13 protein-coding genes and 1 pseudogene are annotated in these 20,895 nt (G+C 60.5%); 4 read left to right on the top strand and 10 right to left on the bottom strand.

The annotated features are described in order from the left end of the window. Nucleotides 1-3: 3 nt before the first annotated feature. The 5 genes from EDF21_RS11600 to EDF21_RS16520 all read right to left on the bottom strand — a co-directional run bounded on the left by EDF21_RS11600 (nucleotide 4) and on the right by EDF21_RS16520 (nucleotide 6,349). Nucleotides 4-1,098: a CHAT domain-containing protein gene (locus EDF21_RS11600; RefSeq protein ID WP_123571439.1), complete on the bottom strand. Its 1,095-nt coding sequence runs from the start codon at nucleotides 1,096-1,098 to the stop codon at nucleotides 4-6. 1,054 nt (nucleotides 1,099-2,152) lie between these two features. Next, a complete protein-coding gene (locus tag EDF21_RS11595; protein ID WP_123571438.1) occupies nucleotides 2,153-2,800 on the bottom strand; it encodes an ROK family protein in 648 nt (215 codons plus the stop codon). Then, nucleotides 2,755-3,252 (bottom strand): hypothetical protein, encoded by a 498-nt coding sequence (locus EDF21_RS11590; protein ID WP_148053698.1) that lies wholly within the window; start codon nucleotides 3,250-3,252, stop codon nucleotides 2,755-2,757. Before EDF21_RS11590 ends, EDF21_RS11595 begins: the two co-directional genes overlap by 46 nt. Nucleotides 3,253-3,985: 733 nt before the next feature. Next, on the bottom strand, nucleotides 3,986-5,422 hold the full coding sequence (locus EDF21_RS16525; protein WP_148053697.1) for a hypothetical protein: 1,437 nt from the start codon (nucleotides 5,420-5,422) through the stop codon (nucleotides 3,986-3,988). A gap of 171 nt (nucleotides 5,423-5,593) precedes the next feature. Continuing rightward, nucleotides 5,594-6,349, bottom strand: a complete 756-nt coding sequence (locus EDF21_RS16520; protein WP_148053696.1) for a hypothetical protein — start codon at nucleotides 6,347-6,349, stop codon at nucleotides 5,594-5,596. 136 nt (nucleotides 6,350-6,485) lie between these two features. Here EDF21_RS16520 and EDF21_RS17245 point away from each other — a divergent pair. From EDF21_RS17245 to EDF21_RS11570, 3 genes and pseudogenes are all read left to right on the top strand, one after another. Next, nucleotides 6,486-6,686: pseudogene (locus EDF21_RS17245) on the top strand (transposase); the annotation flags it as partial. Between the two features lie 87 nt (nucleotides 6,687-6,773). Beyond that, nucleotides 6,774-7,244 carry a DUF4365 domain-containing protein gene (locus EDF21_RS11575; protein WP_158612913.1) on the top strand — a complete coding sequence of 157 codons (471 nt, stop codon included), beginning with the start codon at nucleotides 6,774-6,776 and terminating at the stop codon, nucleotides 7,242-7,244. Further along, nucleotides 7,241-8,434 carry a hypothetical protein gene (locus EDF21_RS11570; protein ID WP_123571433.1) on the top strand — a complete coding sequence of 398 codons (1,194 nt, stop codon included), beginning with the start codon at nucleotides 7,241-7,243 and terminating at the stop codon, nucleotides 8,432-8,434. Before EDF21_RS11575 ends, EDF21_RS11570 begins: the two co-directional genes overlap by 4 nt. 151 nt (nucleotides 8,435-8,585) lie before the next feature. On the opposite strand, the gene EDF21_RS11565 is transcribed toward EDF21_RS11570, so the two are convergent. Beyond that, nucleotides 8,586-10,385 carry a DUF262 domain-containing protein gene (locus EDF21_RS11565; RefSeq protein WP_233568471.1) on the bottom strand — a complete coding sequence of 600 codons (1,800 nt, stop codon included), beginning with the start codon at nucleotides 10,383-10,385 and terminating at the stop codon, nucleotides 8,586-8,588. Nucleotides 10,386-10,583: 198 nt separating this feature from the next. On the opposite strand from EDF21_RS11565, the gene EDF21_RS11560 reads away from it, so the two are divergent. Continuing rightward, nucleotides 10,584-11,378, top strand: a complete 795-nt coding sequence (locus EDF21_RS11560; protein ID WP_123571431.1) for a nuclease-related domain-containing protein — start codon at nucleotides 10,584-10,586, stop codon at nucleotides 11,376-11,378. 143 nt (nucleotides 11,379-11,521) lie between these two features. Here EDF21_RS11560 and EDF21_RS11555 read toward each other — a convergent pair whose 3' ends face one another. The 4 genes from EDF21_RS11555 to EDF21_RS11540 form a co-directional block, all read right to left on the bottom strand. Further along, complete coding sequence (locus EDF21_RS11555; protein WP_123571430.1) at nucleotides 11,522-12,136, bottom strand: hypothetical protein; 615 nt, start codon at nucleotides 12,134-12,136, stop codon at nucleotides 11,522-11,524. 232 nt (nucleotides 12,137-12,368) lie between these two features. After that, nucleotides 12,369-15,146, bottom strand: a complete 2,778-nt coding sequence (locus EDF21_RS11550; RefSeq protein ID WP_148053694.1) for a DNA methyltransferase — start codon at nucleotides 15,144-15,146, stop codon at nucleotides 12,369-12,371. Next, a complete protein-coding gene (locus tag EDF21_RS11545; RefSeq protein ID WP_233568470.1) occupies nucleotides 15,143-18,400 on the bottom strand; it encodes a helicase-related protein in 3,258 nt (1,085 codons plus the stop codon). Before EDF21_RS11545 ends, EDF21_RS11550 begins: the two co-directional genes overlap by 4 nt. Before the next feature lie 132 nt (nucleotides 18,401-18,532). Further along, the gene (locus tag EDF21_RS11540) at nucleotides 18,533-20,878 is read right to left on the bottom strand and encodes an AAA family ATPase (protein ID WP_123571428.1); all 2,346 of its coding nucleotides are present in this window, start codon (nucleotides 20,876-20,878) and stop codon (nucleotides 18,533-18,535) included. Nucleotides 20,879-20,895 lie beyond the last annotated feature (17 nt).

The raw sequence follows: 20,895 nt of genomic DNA, 5'->3' as shown, positions 1-20,895 counted from the left end.
GACTCAAGAATCCGAAGGTAGTTCGGACAGCACAAGGCGAGCTTCGTAGGGGTTGTAGCCCACAGCGGCATAAAGCTGCGGGAGATCATGATCAGGCAGCCCCATCATCTCGAGAGCTGTTTTGGCGAGATCGTGCGAAGCGCCGATGGACTGTCCGTCCGCGATGGACGCATAGAAGCGCGCCGCGTAGTTGATCGCATCAGAATCTCCGATCGAATCGGAATGACCGATAGCAAAGGCCGCAATGCCTTCTGTGAGGCGACGGGCCTGTTCCGCGGTCTTGCACGCATTCAGGACGACGAGAAGGGGAGTTTCGTCGACAGCTTGTAGAGCACGGCCAAGTAGCCGGCCGGACATCGCGCGGCCGTCATTGTGGGCGTCGACATCCTCTTCGAAGACGATGACGTCCTCGTTGCCGTGGCCGGAGAAGTGGACGACGTGAGGGGTGCCCTGCGTGAGACCGTTCAAGAGGTCCTCACCCGTCGCAGCCGGCCGGACGTCTAGCCGAACCTGATCGCGACCAGACGCGAACCGAACTGCATCCTGGATTTGCTTTTGCTCGCGTCCGACACGGAGGTCATCTCGGCCTGACGAGGTGAGGACGAGGATGCGGAGGCGCTCTTTCTTCGGCTGTCGAAGTTCGGCTATCGCTCTCTCGTGCACGTCGAAGCGCATCGCCGTCTCGTCGCGCAGACGGCCCGTCTCAGCTCTGGCTGCCGTCACTTGCTGAGCTCGTTGCCGTTCTAGGGCTGTGTCGGTCTGCTCACGCTTCCGCTCCGACGCCTTCTGTTCCGACCTCTCGGCGGCTGACAGCTGCTTTTGTAAAGCCACTTCCTCAACCAGGTACTTGCTCGCCTTGGTCTGCCAAGCGGCGGCGTCCTTGCCAGCGGCATTGGCGTCCTGCTCGTACCTGTCCGCGTCCCGCGATCGTGACTTTCGCGTCGAGTCGTTGCTCGTCTTGGATGCCGCAGCCCGAGCCTTCGTTGCATCGGCGCGCTTGGCGTTCTCCTTCGTTCGCGCCGCCGACGCCTTCTTCTCGGCATCGGCCTTTTGTGCGCGCTTCCGCTCGAGTTGAGACCGAATCGTCGAGCTGCTCATGGGACGAGGTTAAGGGAACGGCCCGACTCTCGAACGCGAAAGCGTCCAAGAGGCCGCACGGCGCGGTGACCTCGGCGCGCCCCCTGCGTCCGCGCATGGGGTGCTCATGCTCGAGGATCCCCCACTGGGCCGCGGGGCGGCCCGCCACCGCCCAGGTCAACTCGTCAACCATCTGGCGCCGTGGGGAGGCTTGCCCGATCGCAGGCGCGGCCACGGCAAGTCCAGTGCGCTTACGGGGTTGAGGGAGCCCGCAGGGGAAATCGCAGCGACCCTCGGGGGAAATGCAGCTTCATTAGGGTGTCCAAGGCCCGACTCCGCGGCGATTCAGGGGTTGTGCAAACAACCCGCCAACGAAAGAGCCCCGAGAACCCCGTAACTACAGGGGTTCCGGGGCTCTTTTCTTTGGCGACGGGACGGAGCGGTAACCCAGCAGTAACAGGAACGCGGTGAGACGTTGTGGGCAACCGCAGGATGCCCACATGGCGACCGCTGATGAAACCCGCCAGGAGCCGCTCGTCGTCGCATGTGGGCCCAAAGGGCTAGGCGTGGAAGACACCGCAGGTTGTTGTCCCGACAACGTCGGGGCGGGAGCAGGGCCCTCTTGCGAGAGCAGACATAACATTGTTGTTCGAGGCCCGATCCCGGGAACTCTGTGCAGTAAGGAAGCATCTTGGTAGTTGCCGATGACTCGACGCCCGAACGCAAGAGAGTGTCGATTCCGAGGGAAGACGAATCAGTGCTCGCCTGGTGGGCTCTGCAGCGCGATCCGGGACTCTCTGTCAGGCAGCTGATCCGAGCAGAAATCTAGCGCGGCGGCTACGTCGATTTTGCTGATCGACCCGTTGGCGACATACCTCGGCAGCGGCTCAATCCTTGAGTGCGCTAGTCGTCGACGTGCGCACCAGGAGAATCGCGCACGAGCCCGTCGAGATTGAACCTCGGTCGACCAACAGGCTCCTCAAAAGAATGCCTTGAGGAGCAGTCCCGTTTGACGGTGTTCTACCGGACACCGCGGTGTGTCAGAACAGACGCGGCCCGAGGAGAGGCTGCCAGATCAGGGAGTCCCTAACGTAGCTGCCGGTGTCACGAGTCGCGGCCCGTGGCCGGGCGCAACTGATCTTTGCAGCACCAGTGCGGCCGCTCCGATGGCCGCCGAATCGCGGGGGTTCGTCGCAAGCTCCACGAGAACTCCGTGGGATTGGCGGGCGACGGCGCTCTCGACGAGACGGTCTCGGACGGCGCGGGCGTAGACCGAGCCGGCCACGGCGATGCTCGGACCGGCGAGGACGAGCCGGTCGACGTCGAGCACGTTGACGAATGACACCACAGCTGCGGCGAGGTACCGAGCGGATCGAGCGATGAAGACCTCGGCGACGGCGTGGCCGCCCACGGCGGCGCGGGCGAGCTTGTCGAAGTTCTGGGCCACGGTGTCGTCGCCAAACACTAGGCCGAGATCGGCGAGATCGTCGGCTTTGCTGCGGGCACTGCGCATGACGGCGGCGTGAGCTGCGCATCGCTCGACGCAGCCCCGGTTGCCGCAGAAGCACCGTTCACCGTCGAGGTAGACGGAGGTGTGGCCGAGCTCGCCGGCGTTCGAGCTGGACCCGCGGCAGGGGCCCCGTCGATGATGATGCCGGCTCCTAGCCCCGTCCCCATCTAGATGCTGGCGAACGTCTTTGTGCGGGGGATCCGGCGCGTCCAGAACTCGCCGACCGCGGCGGCCGCGGCGTCATTGTCGATGAGTACCGGGCACGTCGAGGCGTTCCGAGAGTTTGTCCCGGAGCGAGAAGCCTTCCCATCGACGCGGCGTCGGCGATCGGAGGATGGCGCCGTGGTCCGCCGATAAGGGGCCGGGGGCAACGACCGCGACCCCGGCGATCGACACCCGGGGGATGCCGGCGTTGGCACGAAGGCGTCGAACTGCGCCACGAACCGGTCGGTTACCTCCTCCGGCGAGTCGAGCGAGGCTCCGTCGACGAGCTGGCGGGCGACGATGCCGCCGCCGACACCCGTGGCGACAAATGTCATCCACTCGTAGCCGAGCTGGACACCTACGGCGTACAGGGCGCCCGGATTGATCTCGACTAGGGTCCTGAGCTTGCCCCCGCCGGAGGCGACCCGCCCGCTCTCGCGCACGATGCCCTCGGCGAGCACCCTCGAACGCTCCATTGATGGTGTTCGTTGGGGGCAAATCTACTGAAAGGAGTGATTGCGGGGAGCAAGGTGTCGCGGGGAAGCCTTGCCGCTCAGTCGTACGCAGTAGGTCGTAAAGGACCAGCTAATAAGCAGCTTTTCGCGAATGACCCTTTTAGGGGCCCGTCAAGCGGTCGTTTTCTGGGTGCCCGCTAAGCGGTCGTGCACCGAAACACCTTTTCGAGCGCGTTTCGCTTGCTCGAGGCCAAGTAGGGCCTGGCCTTTGTGCCCTAGAGCCCTAGAGCCCTAGAGCCCTAGAGCCCTCGGCGAGTCGGGCGGCACCGGGCAATGACTCCGCGCAGGAACGTTACCATCGAGGGTCACTTTGAGAATCCCCTCGGCCGAGCAGTCCTGTACATCGACGACCTCCTCGGGTGACTTGCCGCCCGCAGGCAAGGTGTGGCGGCCTCTCCGCGTCGTTGGTGGAACGGCCCAGAACCTGAACCGGCCCCCCACCGTGAGGTGGGGGGCCGTACGTGGACTAGCTGAAGAGCCAGTCCTTGACCGTCTGGACGATGCCGGCAGCTGCGATCTTCGCGAGGAAGTCGAGCACCACCTTCGCCCAGGCAGGGAGGGGGTGAGATCGCTTTTCGCTATTCACTTGCCCCGTTGTTCATCGGAACACCATCTCGAGCCCGTCCTCGTCAGCAGTGAGCATAGATCGCCCCAAGACCGATCTTCGTATGGCTTTGGTCTAGTAACGGCCTGGGGTCGAGGCCTTAGTCGCTCTCGTGGAGGAACTGCGCGCGGGCCCCGGCTTCCCTAGAATTAGATTGTTTTGGGCATGAAGTCCAGGACCGAATGCCTGAGTGAAGCTCCAACCGCGGCGCTCCTCGCTGGTAAATGTGGTGGCAAGACGTGAGCTCAACTCCGCCGTGGGCAGACATACCAGTCCCTCAAGTTCGGCTAGCGACAGCACCATCGTTGGCGTCTCTCCCTGGGACCCGTACTCCGGGACGCCAGAATTTGCCAGCCAGATTGCTTCGGCGACTATAATAATGCCCACAATGGGGCGATCGTCGTCAGGTAGAAAGCGGACTCGCTGGTCGCGCTGAAGCACCTTTCTTGCCGTGGCGTCGATCTGCCTGCGTGCTTTCGCTAGGTGAATTTCAGTTGTTCGGATCATGTCGCCTGTGTCGCCGGCCAGGGCTTTGGCATTCAGCCGTGCCGATTTGCACTCGATGAGGACAATTAGATCGGGCAACACGAGGAACCAATCGATCGACATCTTGTTTTGTGCGTCCAGTGAGACTTCGCCCATTAGGTCCGCCCCATCGATGAGTCGTAGCTGACGGCCTACGTAAGACTCAATGCGCCGTCCGAGCTGCTCATGGAATTCGGTGGCACCAAACACGGTGGGACCCACGTAGTAGAGGTTCTGCATAGATATTGCGTGCCAGACGAGGCGTGGCTCGGGTGCGACAATTCCGGTTCCGGGTCCGAAGTCGACAAGTGGGTGGGATCGGAGCGGGTTGAAGTCATATTGCCCGGCCGTCTCACGGAGCACCCCCGCCTTGACGGCATTGGCGCGGTGCTGTTCCGGTGTACGGGTTAGGTAGGCGAGAGCTCGTTCGAGGTCCTCACGCGGGGCGAGTTCTTCTCCGATGCGTGCGTCCCAGGTGCGCTCGAGATCAATTCGTCCGCGCATTGATGCCAGTCCCTGCAGCACCCAGGTTGCTCTCACCATCTGCGGCAGTGACATGCCGAACACCGGCGTCCAGTCCCACTCAGGGAACTCATCCCACCCGGTGGCAAGAATCGCGATCGCACGCCCCATGTCTGTGTACGGGTTCCCCTGGTACGGAAATTGGTCATGCATGACGGGTGTGACGATCTCAGCCAGGGTCGGGTCGTGCTCGTACTGGGTAACGTCACGCAGCATGTTGAACAGCCGTGCGACCGCGCGCTGGTTCACGCGATACCCGGGAATATCCTTTCCCCATAGCAAGCACTCTCGAGCAACAGTGGCGAAGTTCCACGGTGGAAGGGTCCTGAGTTGTTCCGATTTCAGGCCGCCTAGTCCGTGCGTTTCGGCTGAATAGCGGCCGAGGAACGGCAGCAGCTCACTCGGGCGATGCTTGGCGCACGCTTTCCGAAATTCGTCGTATGAGATCGAGGGGCCGTCATTCACACCGCGAAGCTACATGCAGGCGCGCCCTTCCTAGGCAAAATCGTCGCCCTACCTCGATCGAGGTTGCGTGGGACACATATCAGAGTGGAAAGCCTGGGCCTTGGAGTACTTGGTGTTAACAGGGCATGGATGGCCATATATAATATGCACTTTTCACTCAGACCTGTCTCGTCAACGCACTACTGGTATAAGGGCTGCCACCAGCTTCCCGGCCAGCGCAGCCGCCGCAGCGTCGAAACTACCTGAGTGGAACTTGATGCCCGTTCCACTGATGACCAGAAGGTAGCCAGTCCGGTCTACCGAGGCGCGGAAGGCAGCATCGGCGTCGACGCGTGCCATTGAAAACTGCACTGGCGCATCCTTCGTCGTGTCGAGCTCAAGGGAAGTTGGGGAGCTCCACTGCCCCTTCATCGCGACCTTGCCTGCGACTTCGGCGGCCGCAGCGAGTACCTCTGCCATCTTGTCCGACCTCGACATTGCGAACCCAGTCTTGATGAGACCGGAAACCAAGATGTCTGTCTGCTCGCCGGATCCCGAAGTCATTGACTCACTGTCGTCGATCCCGTAAACGAAGTAGGGGAACCCCTCTTCCACTTTCTGGGCACCGTCGCCAATGATGTACCCCCACACAGACTTAAAGTTGTGCTCTGCGGGTGCTGTCAGCGATGCAGAGGTGTCCACAATCATTTCAGCTGGCTTGCATTCAGTGTGAGTTACAGCCGTGCTGAACCTGCGGATCGGAGTATCTGACGGCTCGTTCGTCTCAAGCCGGACAGTAAACGAGCGTCCTGCACCCGGGGCAAAGGGCGAGTGACACGCAGCGCACACACTGGCGCCGCCCATCTTCTCGACGACATACGCCGTCGTCTCGCTGCCCTTGTACTCTCGGAGGTTTCCTGGCCAGTCATAGTTGCTGGGAATCTGCATGCGGACCATCCTCACACTCGAGTGACAGCGATCGGTACAGCCAAGCCGGCCCAGCACCCCCTTGGAACCGTCCGTAAGTCCACGTAGGCATCTTGCTCCTAGGGCGGGGCTGCCGTCGGTTCGGTTGACTCTTACGCTGCGAGGACTTTGGTTCTCACGGGAGGATGCTCACCGTGCCAAAGCATTCGCATCAGAGTTCCGTTGCGATGTCGTTGCGGTCGCTCGTCGGGGCGAAGCCCCAATCAGTCGGATCGCGAAAGACTTCGGCATCTCGGAGTCCTGCCTGCAACGCTGGCTGAAGGGTCGCCTGCTGGGGTGCGGCCGCTCGCGGTCCCCTAGAATCTGAACCGTGACGGCAATTGGGGGAGCGCCCGAAGCTGGCATGCCTGTGCTCCGAGGGCTTCCCAAGCGACACACCGATCACATGGAGCAGTTCCAGGAGGCAGCGGTTCGCGCCATAGCGGCGGCGGCAGGATGCAGTGTCAGCACTATTCCAGTGGACGACGGAATCGATCTACACGTTCGCTATCGCGCACCGGGAGGGAACACCGCCTCCCTCGACGTTTCCTTAAAGGCTGTGTCATCAGGCTGGAACGCCTCCAGGACGCTCATCAAGGCGTCGCTTTCACGTCAGAGATACGACGAGATGCGCGCCGTTGGAACGATGCTTCCTCAAATCATGGTCATCATGGATGTACCCGCTGATCCGTCCACATGGTTGTTATCGCGGCACCCCTATACCGCGCTGCGTCACGTCGCTTATTGGGTGAGTCTAGAAGGTGAGCCAGAAAACGCCGCTAAGTCAATTTCGGTGTCCGCCCCGGCTGAGAACATCTTCGACGATGAGGCGCTCTGTCGAATCATGGCGAGAATAAGCGGGGGTGGGCGACCGTGAACGAGATTCCCGAAAGCACAGTCCTCCTGGAGCTCCTCAGACGCTTCGGGTGGCAGCGGACTGGACAGTTCCGCGACGCCATTGCCTACTGGGCACCTGCCGACGCCGTGGTGGAAGACGAACAAATCATGCTTCCGTTGATCGCAAGGGCACCTGATTTCGACCGATTGCTGGCGCGCGCGCAGCAGCAACTTCGTGACCGCTACGGAGCTGACTTTGAGCAGAGCGTCGAGCTTGTCGAACTCATGCTCGACCGGAAACTGGATGAGATCGATATCAGGAAAGAAACCGACAACTCTGCTGGCCTCATTCGGTGGGAGGTAGGTAACCGCATGATTGACAGCGCACGTGGGCTTCTTGGAGCGGCTGCGAAGGCTTCCAATTCTCCGAAGAGGCGCTTCGCGCAATCTCAGGCGACCGTCGCTGAGCAGTTTCTCCAAAGTTGCTACATGGGCCAAACTCGCATTGGAAGCTACATTGTCACGGCGCTGGTGCCCGCCCTCGATTCGTTTGCCACGTCGCGGTCCGAAACCTTCAAGGCGCATGCTCCGCACCTAACGGGGAGTCAGATTACAGCCACCCTGGTCGATGCCCTCGGCGCGGTGAAAGACGCTGTCCACGAGACCCAAGATGGCGACAAGGAGTTCAACGCGTTCGAGGAGCGCATTCCGGCAGGTGTCTCTTACGAGTTTTTGGCATCTCTGCAATTCCTAACGGAAGGGCAGGAGTCTGGAATCGTCGTGGACTACAACCAATTCGACGGCAACTCACTGTCGGAAAAGGTCATTCCGCGAGTCGAGTTTGATTTTTCACCCGAGGAGGGCTTGGTCATTGCTTCTGCCAGGAGGCACTTCGCGGCCGCGCCCCAATCTGTACACGCTTCCGTGACGGGCGAAGTAACCCTGCTGAAGAATGCCGAGTCAACTGCAGAGCATCAGATTCGCGTCCAGACCCGCATAAATGGTCGGCCCAGAACAGTCATCGTGAATATGACCCCCGACCAGTACGACCGGGCAGTAGCAGCTCATGGAAGAAAGGTGATGCTGACGGTTGTTGGGGAACTCGAGCGTCGGCAACGTGGAAGCGTCATTGAGCAGCCGGATGTCGTTACCGTTACGGACGTACCGGTCGGCACCGAAGATCCGACCGTGGACTTGAAACTGTGGGACGACGAAGCGGGCGTTGATTAGCAAAAAACTACCCTCCGCCGAGATTTGATTTGGTTGTCGACGTCCCAGTGCACCCCGGCTAGCTGCATCAGTTCATGGATGAAGTCTCTGGAGATGACGAGACGTCGATTTTAAGCAGCACCCTCGCTCGATGAAGACACCGCGCTGCGTCTCAGGAAAGGCCCTGATAGAAGTCGCGAATAAAGCTCGCCATGGCACGCCGCCTGGCGATGAGAAAATCGGGGTAATCCGCCGCCACTCCGTAGGAGATTGCGTCGGGAATGGCGTTTTCTGCGAAATTTGCGGCGAGATCTTCGGCATCGACGATCTCACCGACGTCGGGACGCTCAGCCGCGATCTGGTCCCGAACCTTGGCCATGTACTCGCTCGGCGCGTCCTTGCCGATGCGAATGTTGACCGGGGTCTCGGCCACCACGTAGTTCCCCACCTGGTTCACAACTGACCTGTCAGTGACACCATGTGCGCTCAGGTATGCCTTGGGGAAGAGATGATGGATATCACCCCGCCCGACGTCGCCGACCATAGCGCCGACCCGAACAAAGCGGGAGAGGAATCCCCGCGATTGTTTCTGGTTCTGGGCCGCCAGGAATGCAAGGAACTGTGGATTTCGGGTACTGGATGAATCGAGCGCGAGAACGAGTCCCTCCTCCCAGAACCCGCTCGTGAGGTCGCTTCGCTCGATCGAGGAGAGGACGGCCTCGGCCCCAACTTGACCAATTCGTCGGAAGTCTTGGTCCCATTGCGATTCAAAACTGCCCGAATGGCGCCCGCTCAGCATGGACATGACGAACCACCGGCGGACGACGCTCTGAATAACTGGAAAGTCGATTCCATCGCGGCGAAGACGGAGATACAGGGCGTAGGCGAAATTGACGGCGTTCGTTGCCGACAGGTAGGACTTGGAGTCATAGCCGGCCGACGCGAGAATGAGGCGGAACTGCTTAAATTCGTGCTCGCTAGTGACCATGTCGAGGGCTTTCTCGAGCTGGTCGAATGACTGTTGCGCGATCGCGTCGCGAAACGTGCGGGTTTCGAAGTCACGGCCGCTGAGGAGCCCGACCACGGCTGACATCTGGCCTCGCTCGAACGCGAGAAGGCCAGCCACTCGAAGGACGTCCTGATAGGTCGGATCGTAGAGGTCGCTGCTGTCGCGTTGGAGCCATTCCAAGTGACGGTAGTAGGGCGTCTCGGAGAACTCGGGATCGATCTCGGGAAGCTCGCGGTAAAAGTGCGGTGCAACGGACAAGTGGCAGAAGTAGTCGATGTACTTGCGTAGCGTCGCGCCTTGCTCTCCCCACGAAGCAATTTTGCTCATCGCAAAGTCAGCGGGGGTAAGTCGAGCTCCTGCGGAGTTGATCCGCACAAAGATCTCGGTCACGGTCTCGATGTCGAGGTGTTCCGCAAGATTGATCGCACCGACCTGCGCCGTCTGCAACTCCACAAGCCGAGTGATGTTCGCGATCACCAGCTCTCGGTCGACGTCGGGGTTTCGTTCTAAGAAGCTCGCTATGAGATGGAAGCTGGCTCCCGGCGCCATCGCTTCTGCAACGTCAACTAGCCACTGTGGGTCGTTCCGGAGGATCGGGGTGAACGTGGCGAACTCTTCAGTGACGGGGTTAAACGCGATCTGAATCCGCTGGCGGCGGTAATCCTTCGTCACGATCTGCTGACCCGCAAGCGCGGCCGTCAACGCGGTAACCCGTTGCTGGCCGTCGATAAGAATCTGTTGGTCAGCGGACCCGGTTCCGGACTTGAGGCGTACGGCACGAGACTGCCACGTGATCAGATAACCGACCGGGTACCCCTTGTAGAGGGAGTCGATGAGATCTCGGACCTTGGTCGTCGACCAGACAAAGGGCCGCTGGATCTCGGGGATGGAGATCCTGCCGGTCTTGATCCATCCGAGGATGTCTTGAACGGAGTATTGCCCGACGCTATATCGCGATTCCACTCCCTGAGCATATGGCGCTCCGCCGTCAGCCTCGGTCGAAGACACGTCCTCACGGGAGGCCCCGGGAAGTGCCGTCGTGATTGTGGTCAGCCGGCATTGCCTTGCCACCCCTGGACTGGTGGCAGCGGTGGGAACGTCGGTTCTTCTACTTTGGAGGAGTCCTGCGATGCCGGGCGCTGGCACAGGGGGGTTGCGGCGATGTCCGATCTGACGCTTTCGAGTAGGGTCCCGGGGGAGTTTCTGATGGAGGCGGTGGGGCCGGAGCGGTCGGCCTCGTTTGCTGCGCGGCTCTTCGGCCGCAATCCGATTCCGTCGTCGGCGAGGAGCTGGTACGTCGGCCTGCTGGGGGAGCTGGCTGTGGCGGAGCGCCTTCGGGCACTTCCGGGCGATTGGTTGGTGCTGCACTCGGTTCCGGTAGGGGACCGGGGGAGCGACATTGATCATGTTCTCGTGAGCCCGTCTGGCCGTGTCCTGACCCTCAACACCAAACACAGTCCCGGCGGGAAGGTGTGGGTCTCCCCCATAGCGTTCCTCGTGAACGGGCAGAGACAGCCCTATCTGCGCAACTCCAGCCACGAGGCCGCTCGTGCAGCGAAGTTGCTCTCTACGTCGACGGGCGGCACGGTCGATGCCCTGGCCGTGATCGTCGTTGTCGGTGCCACCTTGTCGCACAACGGCGAACCCAGAGACGTTGCCGTTGTTACTCTCAACCACCTGGTCCGGTTCCTCACCCGAACGGTGTCACCCTCGCGGGGCTCCGTCTCCACGGAACTTGTCCGCCATGCTGCTCTCCAGCCGCGCACATGGGTGCCCCGCCAACCAGAGTCGGCGCCAACGACGGCGCACATCGAATGGTTCACGGGATTGAGGGAGCGTGTCAGGGTGGCCGCTCGGCGACGCACCGCCTGGGTCCTCGGTTCTGTCGTGGTCGTGCTGGGCATACCTGTTGCCGACGGCGTGCTCACCGTCGCAGGCGCCGCCCTGCACTTTTGACTGCTCTCAAGTACAACACCGTGTGGGTCCGCGAGGGCGCATCCCGAGATGTGGGCTGTCTCACATGAGGCACCGTCTCCGGAATCATTTTCGGACGCCGTTTCGGACGTTCCTTAGACCTGGTTTTCCGGCTGTGTCGACAGCTACGAAGCGTCTGGCCGATCCACGAAGCGGTTCTCCTGCTCGTAGCGCCCTCGGAACTGCGCCGCCATGACCCATCCCTCCGCGGTGAGGCGTGCGTCGTTGTCGAGCTCTTTCCAGGTGTCGGGGTGCGCGATCCAAGACTGCAAATAGGCCCGTCGAACATCGACGATGATCTCCAGGTGACGGCTGTCGCTGGGTAGGTCGCCGTCACGAGCGTCCGTGGTCAGGGACTCAATGGCGGCCACCAGGTCTTGACCGTTCTTGTCGCGGAAGTGGGCCGCTCGGGCGTCGACGTCTGCTTTCAGTTCTTCGGACCGCACGTCGCCGCCCCGACGACGCAAAATCGAGGTCGCGCGGATTTCGTCGATGACCCGGTCTGACCACCGAGTCAAAAGTGCCACGAAGGCCGCGCGGTTCTCACGCTCATCTGCAGCGTCCCGCCGTTCCTGCAGAGTGTGTTCACGGTTAGCGATCGTGCTCGCCACCTTGTTGCTACTCACTGCGACTGCGATGGCGCCAGCACCGACGACGATGGTGCCGAGCGCTCCTAGTGAAGGCACGCCAATGTCGCTCCACCACTCGTACGAAAACCATTGCGCCCACGTGCCACTCATAGAGCAACCTCGATGCTCAATTCTTCACCGACTCGATCAATGTGGCTGAAGCTTCCAACTCGACCCGAGCCGAATGTTCTCGCGATTCGAATCTTTATTCGGCTGCTGGAGGGTCGCCGCGTCCCCAAGCCCGGCACGCGGCTCCGGAGAGGATGGAGGCATGCAGTTGGGACCATGCATCGACGCTACTGGCCACGGCAGAGGGGTGTCAGCCGCAGGACTGGTTATCGAGCTAAAGGGTTCTCGTTGAGCGGGCACGTTTGCTCGGCATTGCTAGCTTTCCGGCGTCGATCATTGCCACGTAATGGTCGAACAATCGCTGTTGCCGTTGAGTTGAACTAGGCGGCGTTGAGAATCCAAACGCTGCGTCGACTACGTCGTCTAGCCGGTCATGGGCTTGAATCAGTGCCGCGCTCATAGCAAGCGGGTCGTACATTTCGGCCAACGATTTCGGGGCGAGCGTGTTCCGCACGGCAAGGACGTCCTGGCCTGCCCTAGTTAGGGCGTCATGAAGATCTGGACCAATGCTCGGCATGGGAAATGTGTTCCATACCAGGGTGTTTGCGAAGCTCGGGTCGGATTTCATTCGCCCCCCGACGAGCTTTTGCCACGTGAGCATCATCGATGATGAAAAGATCGCAAAGAGAAGACCGTCTGGGTCTTCGACCGTGAAGAGCTTGATGGCGGCAATCGTGTCAGCTGGCAGTCGACCGACGGTCATGTACCGGCGTGCTTCGCTAAACGTGTTGGGGATCGCGAGGTAGTCAGTGGCTGGCTGGCGGCGATAATTGAAAAGGTGCGGGGTGGACGCGAACCCTCGAGTCGGTGCGTCGTGACTGGCAAGGCGTTTGGTCCGCACGGAGTCCAAGCGTGCTTGCAGCTCTGGACTCCGCCCTGGGTCGGCCGGGTCCATATCGACGAGCCAAAGACACCATCTGTCCAGCGAGTTGATCAACTCTTCCCCGCCGACGAAGCGACGAAGGTATTTCGACATGACCAGGTCTGCACTGATTTCTTCAAACTCTGACGGCCCGATCGTGAGATGGCCCCAATCGGTTGCCTGCGACCCTCTAAGAACTGGCGGAAGCGAAGGCGACAAAGGCCTCATTCTTTTGTCGACGAAGACATCTGGCCCATCTATCAGATATGGATTGAGGTGTCTAACTTCGATTTCTCGGGGCTTGGACCGGGGCCGGTCGTAGTCGAAGAGGCGGACAGTGCGGGGGTCTCGAGAGAATCCCACGATGACGCAGTGGACTGCGGCCGCGCCGGGTGCTTCTGATTGCCAAGCGAATGTTCGGTGAGCAAACGAGATCTTCCAGCCTGCGGAGAAGATGGCTCGGAAGAGGGGTGGTACGGGTTGCCCCTGCGTCACGGAGTTCGTTGTAACGAAGGCAAAGCCGGTTTTGGTAGTTGGGGCAAGGAAGTCGATGGTTTTCTTGTGCCAGGCGGTGACGTAGTCGAGGTAGCCGTCGTAGTCCTTTCCCCATACTCGCTTCATGTCGGCGGTTTGAGTGTCTTCCTTTTCTTTCTGTCCGACGAAGGGAGGGTTACCAAAGACGTACGTCGAGTCTGTGGCCGGCAGGATATCCTCCCACTGGATCTCGAGAGCATTGCGATGAACGATCGTTGGATAGATCGCGATCGGGAGTCGGTCGGGGGCATCCCCGAAATCCTGTTCCATCCGCTGGTTAGCCAGATGGTCGACGAGCAGCATCGCGGTTTCTGCGATGCGTGCGGGCCACTCCTCGATCTCAATTCCGTAGAAGTGATCGAGGGTTACTTTGATGTCGCCGGTTACATCGAAGCTCAGTTGTCCGCGGCTTGCGACCGTGGCGCGTCCGTCTCGGATGTCGAGTTCGCGCTTTCGTTTCAGTAAGTCCAATTCCAGCGCGCGAAGCTCGCGGTACGCCACGATCAGGAAGTTGCCGCAGCCGCAGGCGGGATCGAGAAGTCGAAGCTCCCCGAGGTCTGAGTGAAGCTTGTTGAGCGCTTTCGGGTCGTCCCAGCCCTCCTGGAGTCGGTGACTGTAGTGATCCAAAAAGAGTGGTCTGATCGTTTTGAGAATGTTGGTTTCGGAGGTGTAGTGCTCGCCGCCGTGTCGACGGGCGTTTTTGCTCTTGACGGTTTGGAACATTGATCCGAAGACGGCGGGGGAGATGATTCCCCAGTCGAATTCGCAGGCGGCGATGAGGGCTGCGCGGAATGCGCCGGTTAGCCCTGCGATTTTCAACTTGTCCGCGAATAGTCCTCCGTTGATGTACCGGAAGGGCGAAAGTGGGCTGTCGTCGGGAAGGGACCGTTTTTCCTCTTTCGTGTCTAGGACGCGGAAGAGTTCTGCCAGCTGCTCGTTAAGCGCGTTGTCGGTTGTCTGTTCGGTCATGAACGTGTGGAACATACCGGTGGACCACATGCCTGAGTCGTCGCCGAAGAGAAGAAAGAGGATGCGAGCGAGCAGCAGGGTGGCGTCTCGCTCATCGACTCCTCCTGCGTCTAGTTCGGAGTAGAGAGTTCCCATGAGGCGTGCTGCTTGGACGGATGCTTCGTTGGCCTCGGCGTCGAAGGCGAGCCGCATCTTGGTCAGGAGTTCGACGAGGGAAATGTCCTCGTCGAAGTCGATTGCGATTGCCTCGAGCTGGTTGACCATGTGGGCGTCTCGCGCGCCGTTGGTGTGTTGATGGACGAGGAGTTTGGCATTGGCCGCGCCTAGCTGCGCGCGTCGGGGCCAGCGCCATTCTTGGCGTTCAGAGTCGGCGAAGATTACAAGCCGTTCGTGACTTTGTTGCCCGATTAGGTCATCGAGGATGCGTTGTGTTTTTCGCGGAGGCAGCTCGGGGCAGTACCAGATTCGAAGACCTTTGAATCCAGCGACTTGGGTCAAGGTGTGGGGCTGGTTGTCGACGGTAAAGGTCGCTGGGGGCTGGTCGGGGTTATTCCAACCGAGCTCGTCGATGAAGAGCTTTCGAAACTCGAGTGTGTCAACGAGGTCAAGAAAATGCGAGCTGTTCATGCGCGAACTCCCATGCTGCTTACGATGCGGACCGGGTCATTGCCGCTTCGAGATTCCACGATCAGGCGTCCTTCACGGTGGAGGGCCGCCACTCTTGCCGCGAGGTCTTCGTCGCTGGTTCCATTTCGCAGAGCGCGTCGGAGCCGGCGGTCGGCCTCGCCGGTTAGGGCGTGTTGGAACAGGGCGTCTAACGCCGCGTCGGTGTCGGCGTCGTAGTGACAGACGGTCTCACCGAGTCGTCTCCACAACGTGCGCCTGACGCCCCTTAGCCTGCCGGCGGTGGCGCTGGGGGTAGCGAGAGGCCCGCGTACGAGCTGGCTGAGAAGTTCCTCGTGGTCGCTGCGGTGTTCTAACCCCGGTTCATCCGGGGTTGCCTCGAAAGCGCGGAGAGCTTCCAGGCCGGTCAGAAGTCGAGCATCTGCACCGGGCGAGATCCAGCCAAATCCATCGGTACCGGCTTCTGTGCGGACGTAGCAGAGCAATCCGTCTTCAGCGTCGGTCGCTCTCTTGCCACGGGTGGCGTCAACGAGGTCCGGCAGCATCGCGACGCGAGCAGTCAGCTTCGGATCGAGCTCTTCGGCCATCCGCCAGTACTGGTAGGCGAGGCTCGATGCGTCAACATCCTCGGCAGAATCCGTGTCGTCGATTGTGCCGTTGTAGAGGTCTGTGATGGCCTTGACTTCATCGTTGCTGCCGAAGAATTGCTCGTCAGAGCCAAACGCCTCGGCATTAGCCGTGAGCCGGTCGGCGATGCGCTGGCGGAGTGAAAGGACCGCGTCCACAGACTCGTGGAAGAACGAGTAGACGAGGACGTGGTCGGACTTTTGACCGACCCGATCAATGCGGCCGGCGCGTTGAATGAGACGGATGATCGCCCAGGGAAGGTCGTAATTGACCACGATGTGGGCATCCTGCAAGTTCTGCCCTTCACTCAGGACATCCGTGGAGATGAGAACCCGCAGCTCGCCGCCACCCGAGTCGATGTCCATTCCGGGCAGAGCATTTGAGACGGGCGAGAATCGACGGGCGAGTCCTGTGGGATCTTCACTGTCTCCGGAAGCGACACCGACTCCTGGGATGCCTTCCGCGTGGAGCGCCGAAGCGATGTAGTTGGCGGTGTCTTTGTACTCCGTGAAGACCAGAATTTTTTCGGTCGGGTGGGTCTCGCGGATGAGCGCGATAAGCGCAGCAAGTTTTGAGTCAACCGCTGGCGACCATGTGCCGTACGACTCTAAAAGCGCTCGAAGGGCCGCCGTGTCGGCGAGGAGGGCATCGGCGAAAGCAGGCGTGAATAGCTCAGGTCGAACCCACGACACTCCTCCCGGGTTTGCCGCAGTGAGTGCTTCGTAGCGCCGACTTGGGTCCTCGCCCAGATGCTCCGCCGTGTCCAGCTCTGATTCCGTCGGGTCGTCATCATCTAGGAGGTTGTTGTCGACAATGGTGCCGGTGGGTACGGGCAGTCCCTGCTCGATCGCGTAGGCGAACAGTTCATTTCGGGCGATGTGACGCCGAAGCGAGAGCGTGAATGAGTACCCGCAAGAGGAGAGCCGCTTGTAAAAGGTGGTTCGGACAAAGCCTGCGACGTTCCCGCGCCCACGCGTGAGGTTCTCGACGTACTCCTTCTCGTGCTCACTGAGCGTGACGCCACGAGCGAGGAAGGCGCCCATGTCGTAGCGGGGGAGAGAGAGGTTACGGAGAGTGTCGAGTGTTTCATCATTGGCCATGATCGAGGCGGGATCGTCGGGGCCGAAGGAATGCTCGATCGGCCGAGCTTGTCGAACTGGAAAGGTGAATTTCGTTCCATCGGAAAATTCGAGGAACTTGCTGCCGTCAGCAGCCTCCTGGGAGTAATTGTTCTTGATGAACGATCGCGTCCGTCGAACGAGGTGCTCGCCCATCAGGCGTTTCCAGTCGTCTGGATCGTCGGAGCGACGGAAGGCGGCGAGGGTGGTGACTTTGCCGTCCACCTTGTCGTAGAGCTTGGGGTCAAGGCGAAGGGCATTGGTGGGGGAGATGCCGAGGTCCTCGTCCTCGTCGATGTAAAGGGCGAGTTGGTTGGCCACATCGGTGAAGCGGAGGTTGTACGGGGTTGCGGTGAGAAGGAGTACCCGGCTGTCGTTGCGCTGGATGTAGTCCTGAATTGCGCGATAGTCCTGTCGCGAATCGTTACGGAGGGTATGGGATTCGTCGACGATGACGAACGCGTATCGGCGTAGGTCCGGGAGAACGGTGTGGGCCATGCTGTAGGGCACGACGCGACCATGAAGGTCGTAGGCCTCCAGGTGCTGTTCCCACATTAGGACCAGGTTCCGCGGACAGATGATGAGAGGCATGTAGCCGTGCTCGTCGCGGAGCATCAGTGCCACTGCAATGCCGGTGAGAGTCTTACCGAGCCCCACGACGTCGCCCAGCATGGTGCCTCGGCGGGTGATGATTCGTCGAGCCAGAGTGCGCACCGCCGTCGCCTGGTAGTCGAGAAGCTTTTCCTCGATTTCGGACGGAACGGAGTACTCGGCAAGACCTTCTCGGACATCTCTCGAGAGGTCATAACAAACCTTGAGGAAAATCTCGTATGGCTTTCTGGGCTCGACGGTCGCCCAGGATTCATCAAGGAGATCGAGGATGTCGGCAGTGACTGGCCTGCTGAATTTGTCGTCCCAGCGGGCTTGAAACCAGTCGGCCAACTCTTTGGCTCCGGTGCTGTCGACAACGTCGACGTTGAGTTCAAGATTGCGAGTGAGTCCGGGGGCTGTGAGATTGGATGACCCGACGTAGCCGGTGATGGGATTTGTGACGTCTTCTCGATGGAAGACGTATGTCTTTCCGTGCAGAGGCCGGCGGGTGAATACCTTGATCTCGATCACGCCGTCTGCCAAGAGTGTCCGCAGCGAACCGAGAGTGGCCCGATCGGTGGATGTTGGCAGCCCTCTCATGAGCTGCACGCGTAGTTGGTCTAAAAATTGCGCTTTACGCTCGCGGGCGATGGCTGGGTCAGCTTCCGGGCGCGGCAGCCCGTCGACTGTTGCCTGCAATTCATCGAGAGTCTCATCCTGTGGTCCGGTTGCGACCATGCCGATCAGGATGCGGACAACTGGCGTGTCACTTCTCGGCTTGTCACGCACTAGCTCATCGAAGATCTTCCAGCCTCGGAGGTTGAAATATCCGACAGCGGCATCCATCCGGTCGAAGGCGCTGAACGTCAGTTGCAATTGCTCGCCGAGTCGCTGATCGATGTTGTCGAAGATCTTCGTCATAGGCTCATCTTTCCGGATTTTGGGAAGGACCCTGCCGTCGACCCGAGCATGAAGGGTCAGAATTACGGCGTGAGGGCATCGGCTTCACGGGAGTCTGCTGGCTGTCAGACCCGTTCTTTCGCTAGGGCACCGCTAACTCGCGGCTTTCGCCAGCGTAAGAGCATGGGCCATAACCCTTTCGTCGATCCCGACCGCCTTGCACATGTTGTCGAGGTGCTCTTCGTCCGCTTTTTTCATGTACTCAAGGACGGACCGAAGTTCCCTTTCGATTGAAGGGAAGTCCAGGGCGGTGGCAGGTGTGGGATCTTCACGGTGAGAGTGGCCGTGGAGGAACTTGACCACCCTCTTAGAAAGAGTGGGCCCAATGCCCTTGGACTTGGATATCGCCTCAACCTTTTGCTCGAAGTTGTTGCCCTGCGGAGCGCGGAAGGTGATGAAACCTTCGAACAGTCGCCGGGCGGCGTTACCCAACAGCGGCAGCTCATCGCCCGCCTCGGCGACGACGGCTCCGCCCACTTTGGAGAAAAGGTAGTGATACTCACTGGGGTGTTGAAGGAGCTTTTGAGAGAGCGGCCGCAGCCGGCTTACCCGAGTGACTGTCCCCGGCACGAAAGATGAGTACATTTCCAGAACTGAGGCCAATGGGTAGGTGGCTTCGGTTGCGTGCCCTTCCGCAATGCGCTTTTGGGAGGTCGCCATGGCGTTTTTCCGCTGATTCATCTGAAGTCGGAAGAACTCGTAGTCATGGGTGAGGTAAATCGTTTGCGCGAACTCACTGGTGCGCTCTTCGGCAAGAGCGAAGGCCGCGAAGAGCGCCTCCTTGTCGAGGCTGGTGACCGGGTCGTCAATGACGACAACGGTGGATTTGGGATCGACTCCTTCGGCGTCGAGGGTGGACAGGAAGTAGCTGTAAGCGATCGCGTTGCGTTCTCCCTCGCTGAGGTCCGAAGCCATGGCTCCGTTTCTCGTTACGACATATCCCTTTCCATCCTCGGAAACCGCAACGGCGAGGTGCTCGTGACCAAAATGCTCGCGCAGATCTTGATGAATCTGAAGTGCCATTAGCCCGGTGTCTTGCTGCGAATGGTCCAGCATCTGCGCCCGTTGCTCCAGGGCCAGGACTTGCCGCTGTATCGCTTGAATGCATCGGGCTGCCACCACCTGTCGCTCCTTCGCGGCGCGGTACTTGTCCACATGGGACGACCCAACGTGCTCCTCCACGGCTTTCTGGGCTTCCGACTTACGCGTGTCTTGGTCGGCACATTCTCTGTCGTTCTGGTCGAGCAGAGAATCGATCTCGACGGTGTCCGGATAGGCCAAGACCGCCTCACCTGCTGCTTCTTCCGAGAGGGGCGTAAGCGGGTCAGCAAGCCGCTCTTTCAATCGACCGACAACAGCGGCGGCGGCGGACTTGAGATCCGTGACGGCCGTGTCCATTTGCGCCCGCGCCGTCTCATACTTTTCCTTGTGATCGGCCAGCAGGGCCGCACTCGCTGGGAGGAGCTGAATCCACGCGGACCACTGGTCGGAGAGGCTTTCGGCTTCGGACACAAGCCCGTTCAGCTCGGATCGGAGACCTTGCAGTGCATCACTGAAGTGTCGGCGGTAAGTCGCCAGCGTCGCTTCCGTTACGGTGCCCGAATGACAGAACTTGCACGGTGCACCGGCGTCGTGCAGGGCAACGCCGTCCTCGGTCCACTTCTCTAACGCGGGGCTGTCAACGAGCTCCGCGATGGGGTCGGAGTCAACATTGCGAGATAAGGCGCTGCGGACGCGTCCTCCAAGGTCGTCACTGATTGTAGGAACAGCCGGGAGCAGCCCGGCACTCTCGAGCGCGGGGGAGCATGCTCGGTTGATCTGGATTGCGAGGCCCTCTGGTGACAGGTGCTCGGGAGACTGCAAATCCAGGTAAGCGCGCGCGTGATCCACTCGGTAGCGGGTGGTCTGGTACTTCGCCGGATCGCCCGGGGAGAGTTTTTCGATCGTCTCATCCCGAGCGGCTTTCTCAACCTCTCTCTCGGCCGCCTGCGCGCTCTTGCTGGCCTTGCTTGCCAGGTCATGCCACAGCCGATAGCGATCCAGCACCTCTCGAATCAGGGTCAGCTCAGCGGCTTTCTCGATGTTTTTCTTCCCGATTTTGAGGATCGGATCCGATGTGCCGTTGCCCTCCAGGAACATGGCGAGTGACTCCGCCACATAGAACCGGTTGTAAACCAGGACCTCTATCGGGAAGTTGAACGTGCCGAAGACTTCACTGCGGGTTCTGCCGTCTCGAAAAAGTGAAGCGGTGACCGTCGCGCTGTCGGCACAGCCATTTGCGGCTGCCAACCGCAAAACCTCACTGAGGGACGTCTTGCCCGCGCCGTTGCGTCCATAGATGACTGTCTTCTTCCCGAAGACACTTGTCGGCCCTGCGCCGGCCATAGGCGAGGCGGCAAGGCCACGAAACGGCTCATCAGTAGTAATCGAGCGCAGCATTGCGTCCCCCCGAAAGT

This window comes from Frigoribacterium sp. PhB118 (genome assembly GCF_003751725.1).
Taxonomy (GTDB): domain Bacteria; phylum Actinomycetota; class Actinomycetes; order Actinomycetales; family Microbacteriaceae; genus Frigoribacterium.
Note: the sequence above shows the minus strand (reverse complement) of the source record. Positions and strands in the feature narration are given on the sequence as shown.

What these genes read in the sequence shown, in the direction of transcription:
- EDF21_RS11545 (WP_233568470.1), bottom strand. Translation starts at nt 18,400, where the DNA reads ATGACGAAGATCTTCGACAACATCGATCAGCGACTCGGCGAGCAATTG.
- EDF21_RS11560 (WP_123571431.1), top strand. Translation starts at nt 10,584, where the DNA reads ATGTCCGATCTGACGCTTTCGAGTAGGGTCCCGGGGGAGTTTCTGATG.
- EDF21_RS16520 (WP_148053696.1), bottom strand. Translation starts at nt 6,349, where the DNA reads ATGCAGATTCCCAGCAACTATGACTGGCCAGGAAACCTCCGAGAGTAC.
- EDF21_RS11575 (WP_158612913.1), top strand. Translation starts at nt 6,774, where the DNA reads ATGGAGCAGTTCCAGGAGGCAGCGGTTCGCGCCATAGCGGCGGCGGCA.
- EDF21_RS11600 (WP_123571439.1), bottom strand. Translation starts at nt 1,098, where the DNA reads ATGAGCAGCTCGACGATTCGGTCTCAACTCGAGCGGAAGCGCGCACAA.
- EDF21_RS11540 (WP_123571428.1), bottom strand. Translation starts at nt 20,878, where the DNA reads ATGCTGCGCTCGATTACTACTGATGAGCCGTTTCGTGGCCTTGCCGCC.
- EDF21_RS11555 (WP_123571430.1), bottom strand. Translation starts at nt 12,136, where the DNA reads ATGAGTGGCACGTGGGCGCAATGGTTTTCGTACGAGTGGTGGAGCGAC.
- EDF21_RS11550 (WP_148053694.1), bottom strand. Translation starts at nt 15,146, where the DNA reads ATGAACAGCTCGCATTTTCTTGACCTCGTTGACACACTCGAGTTTCGA.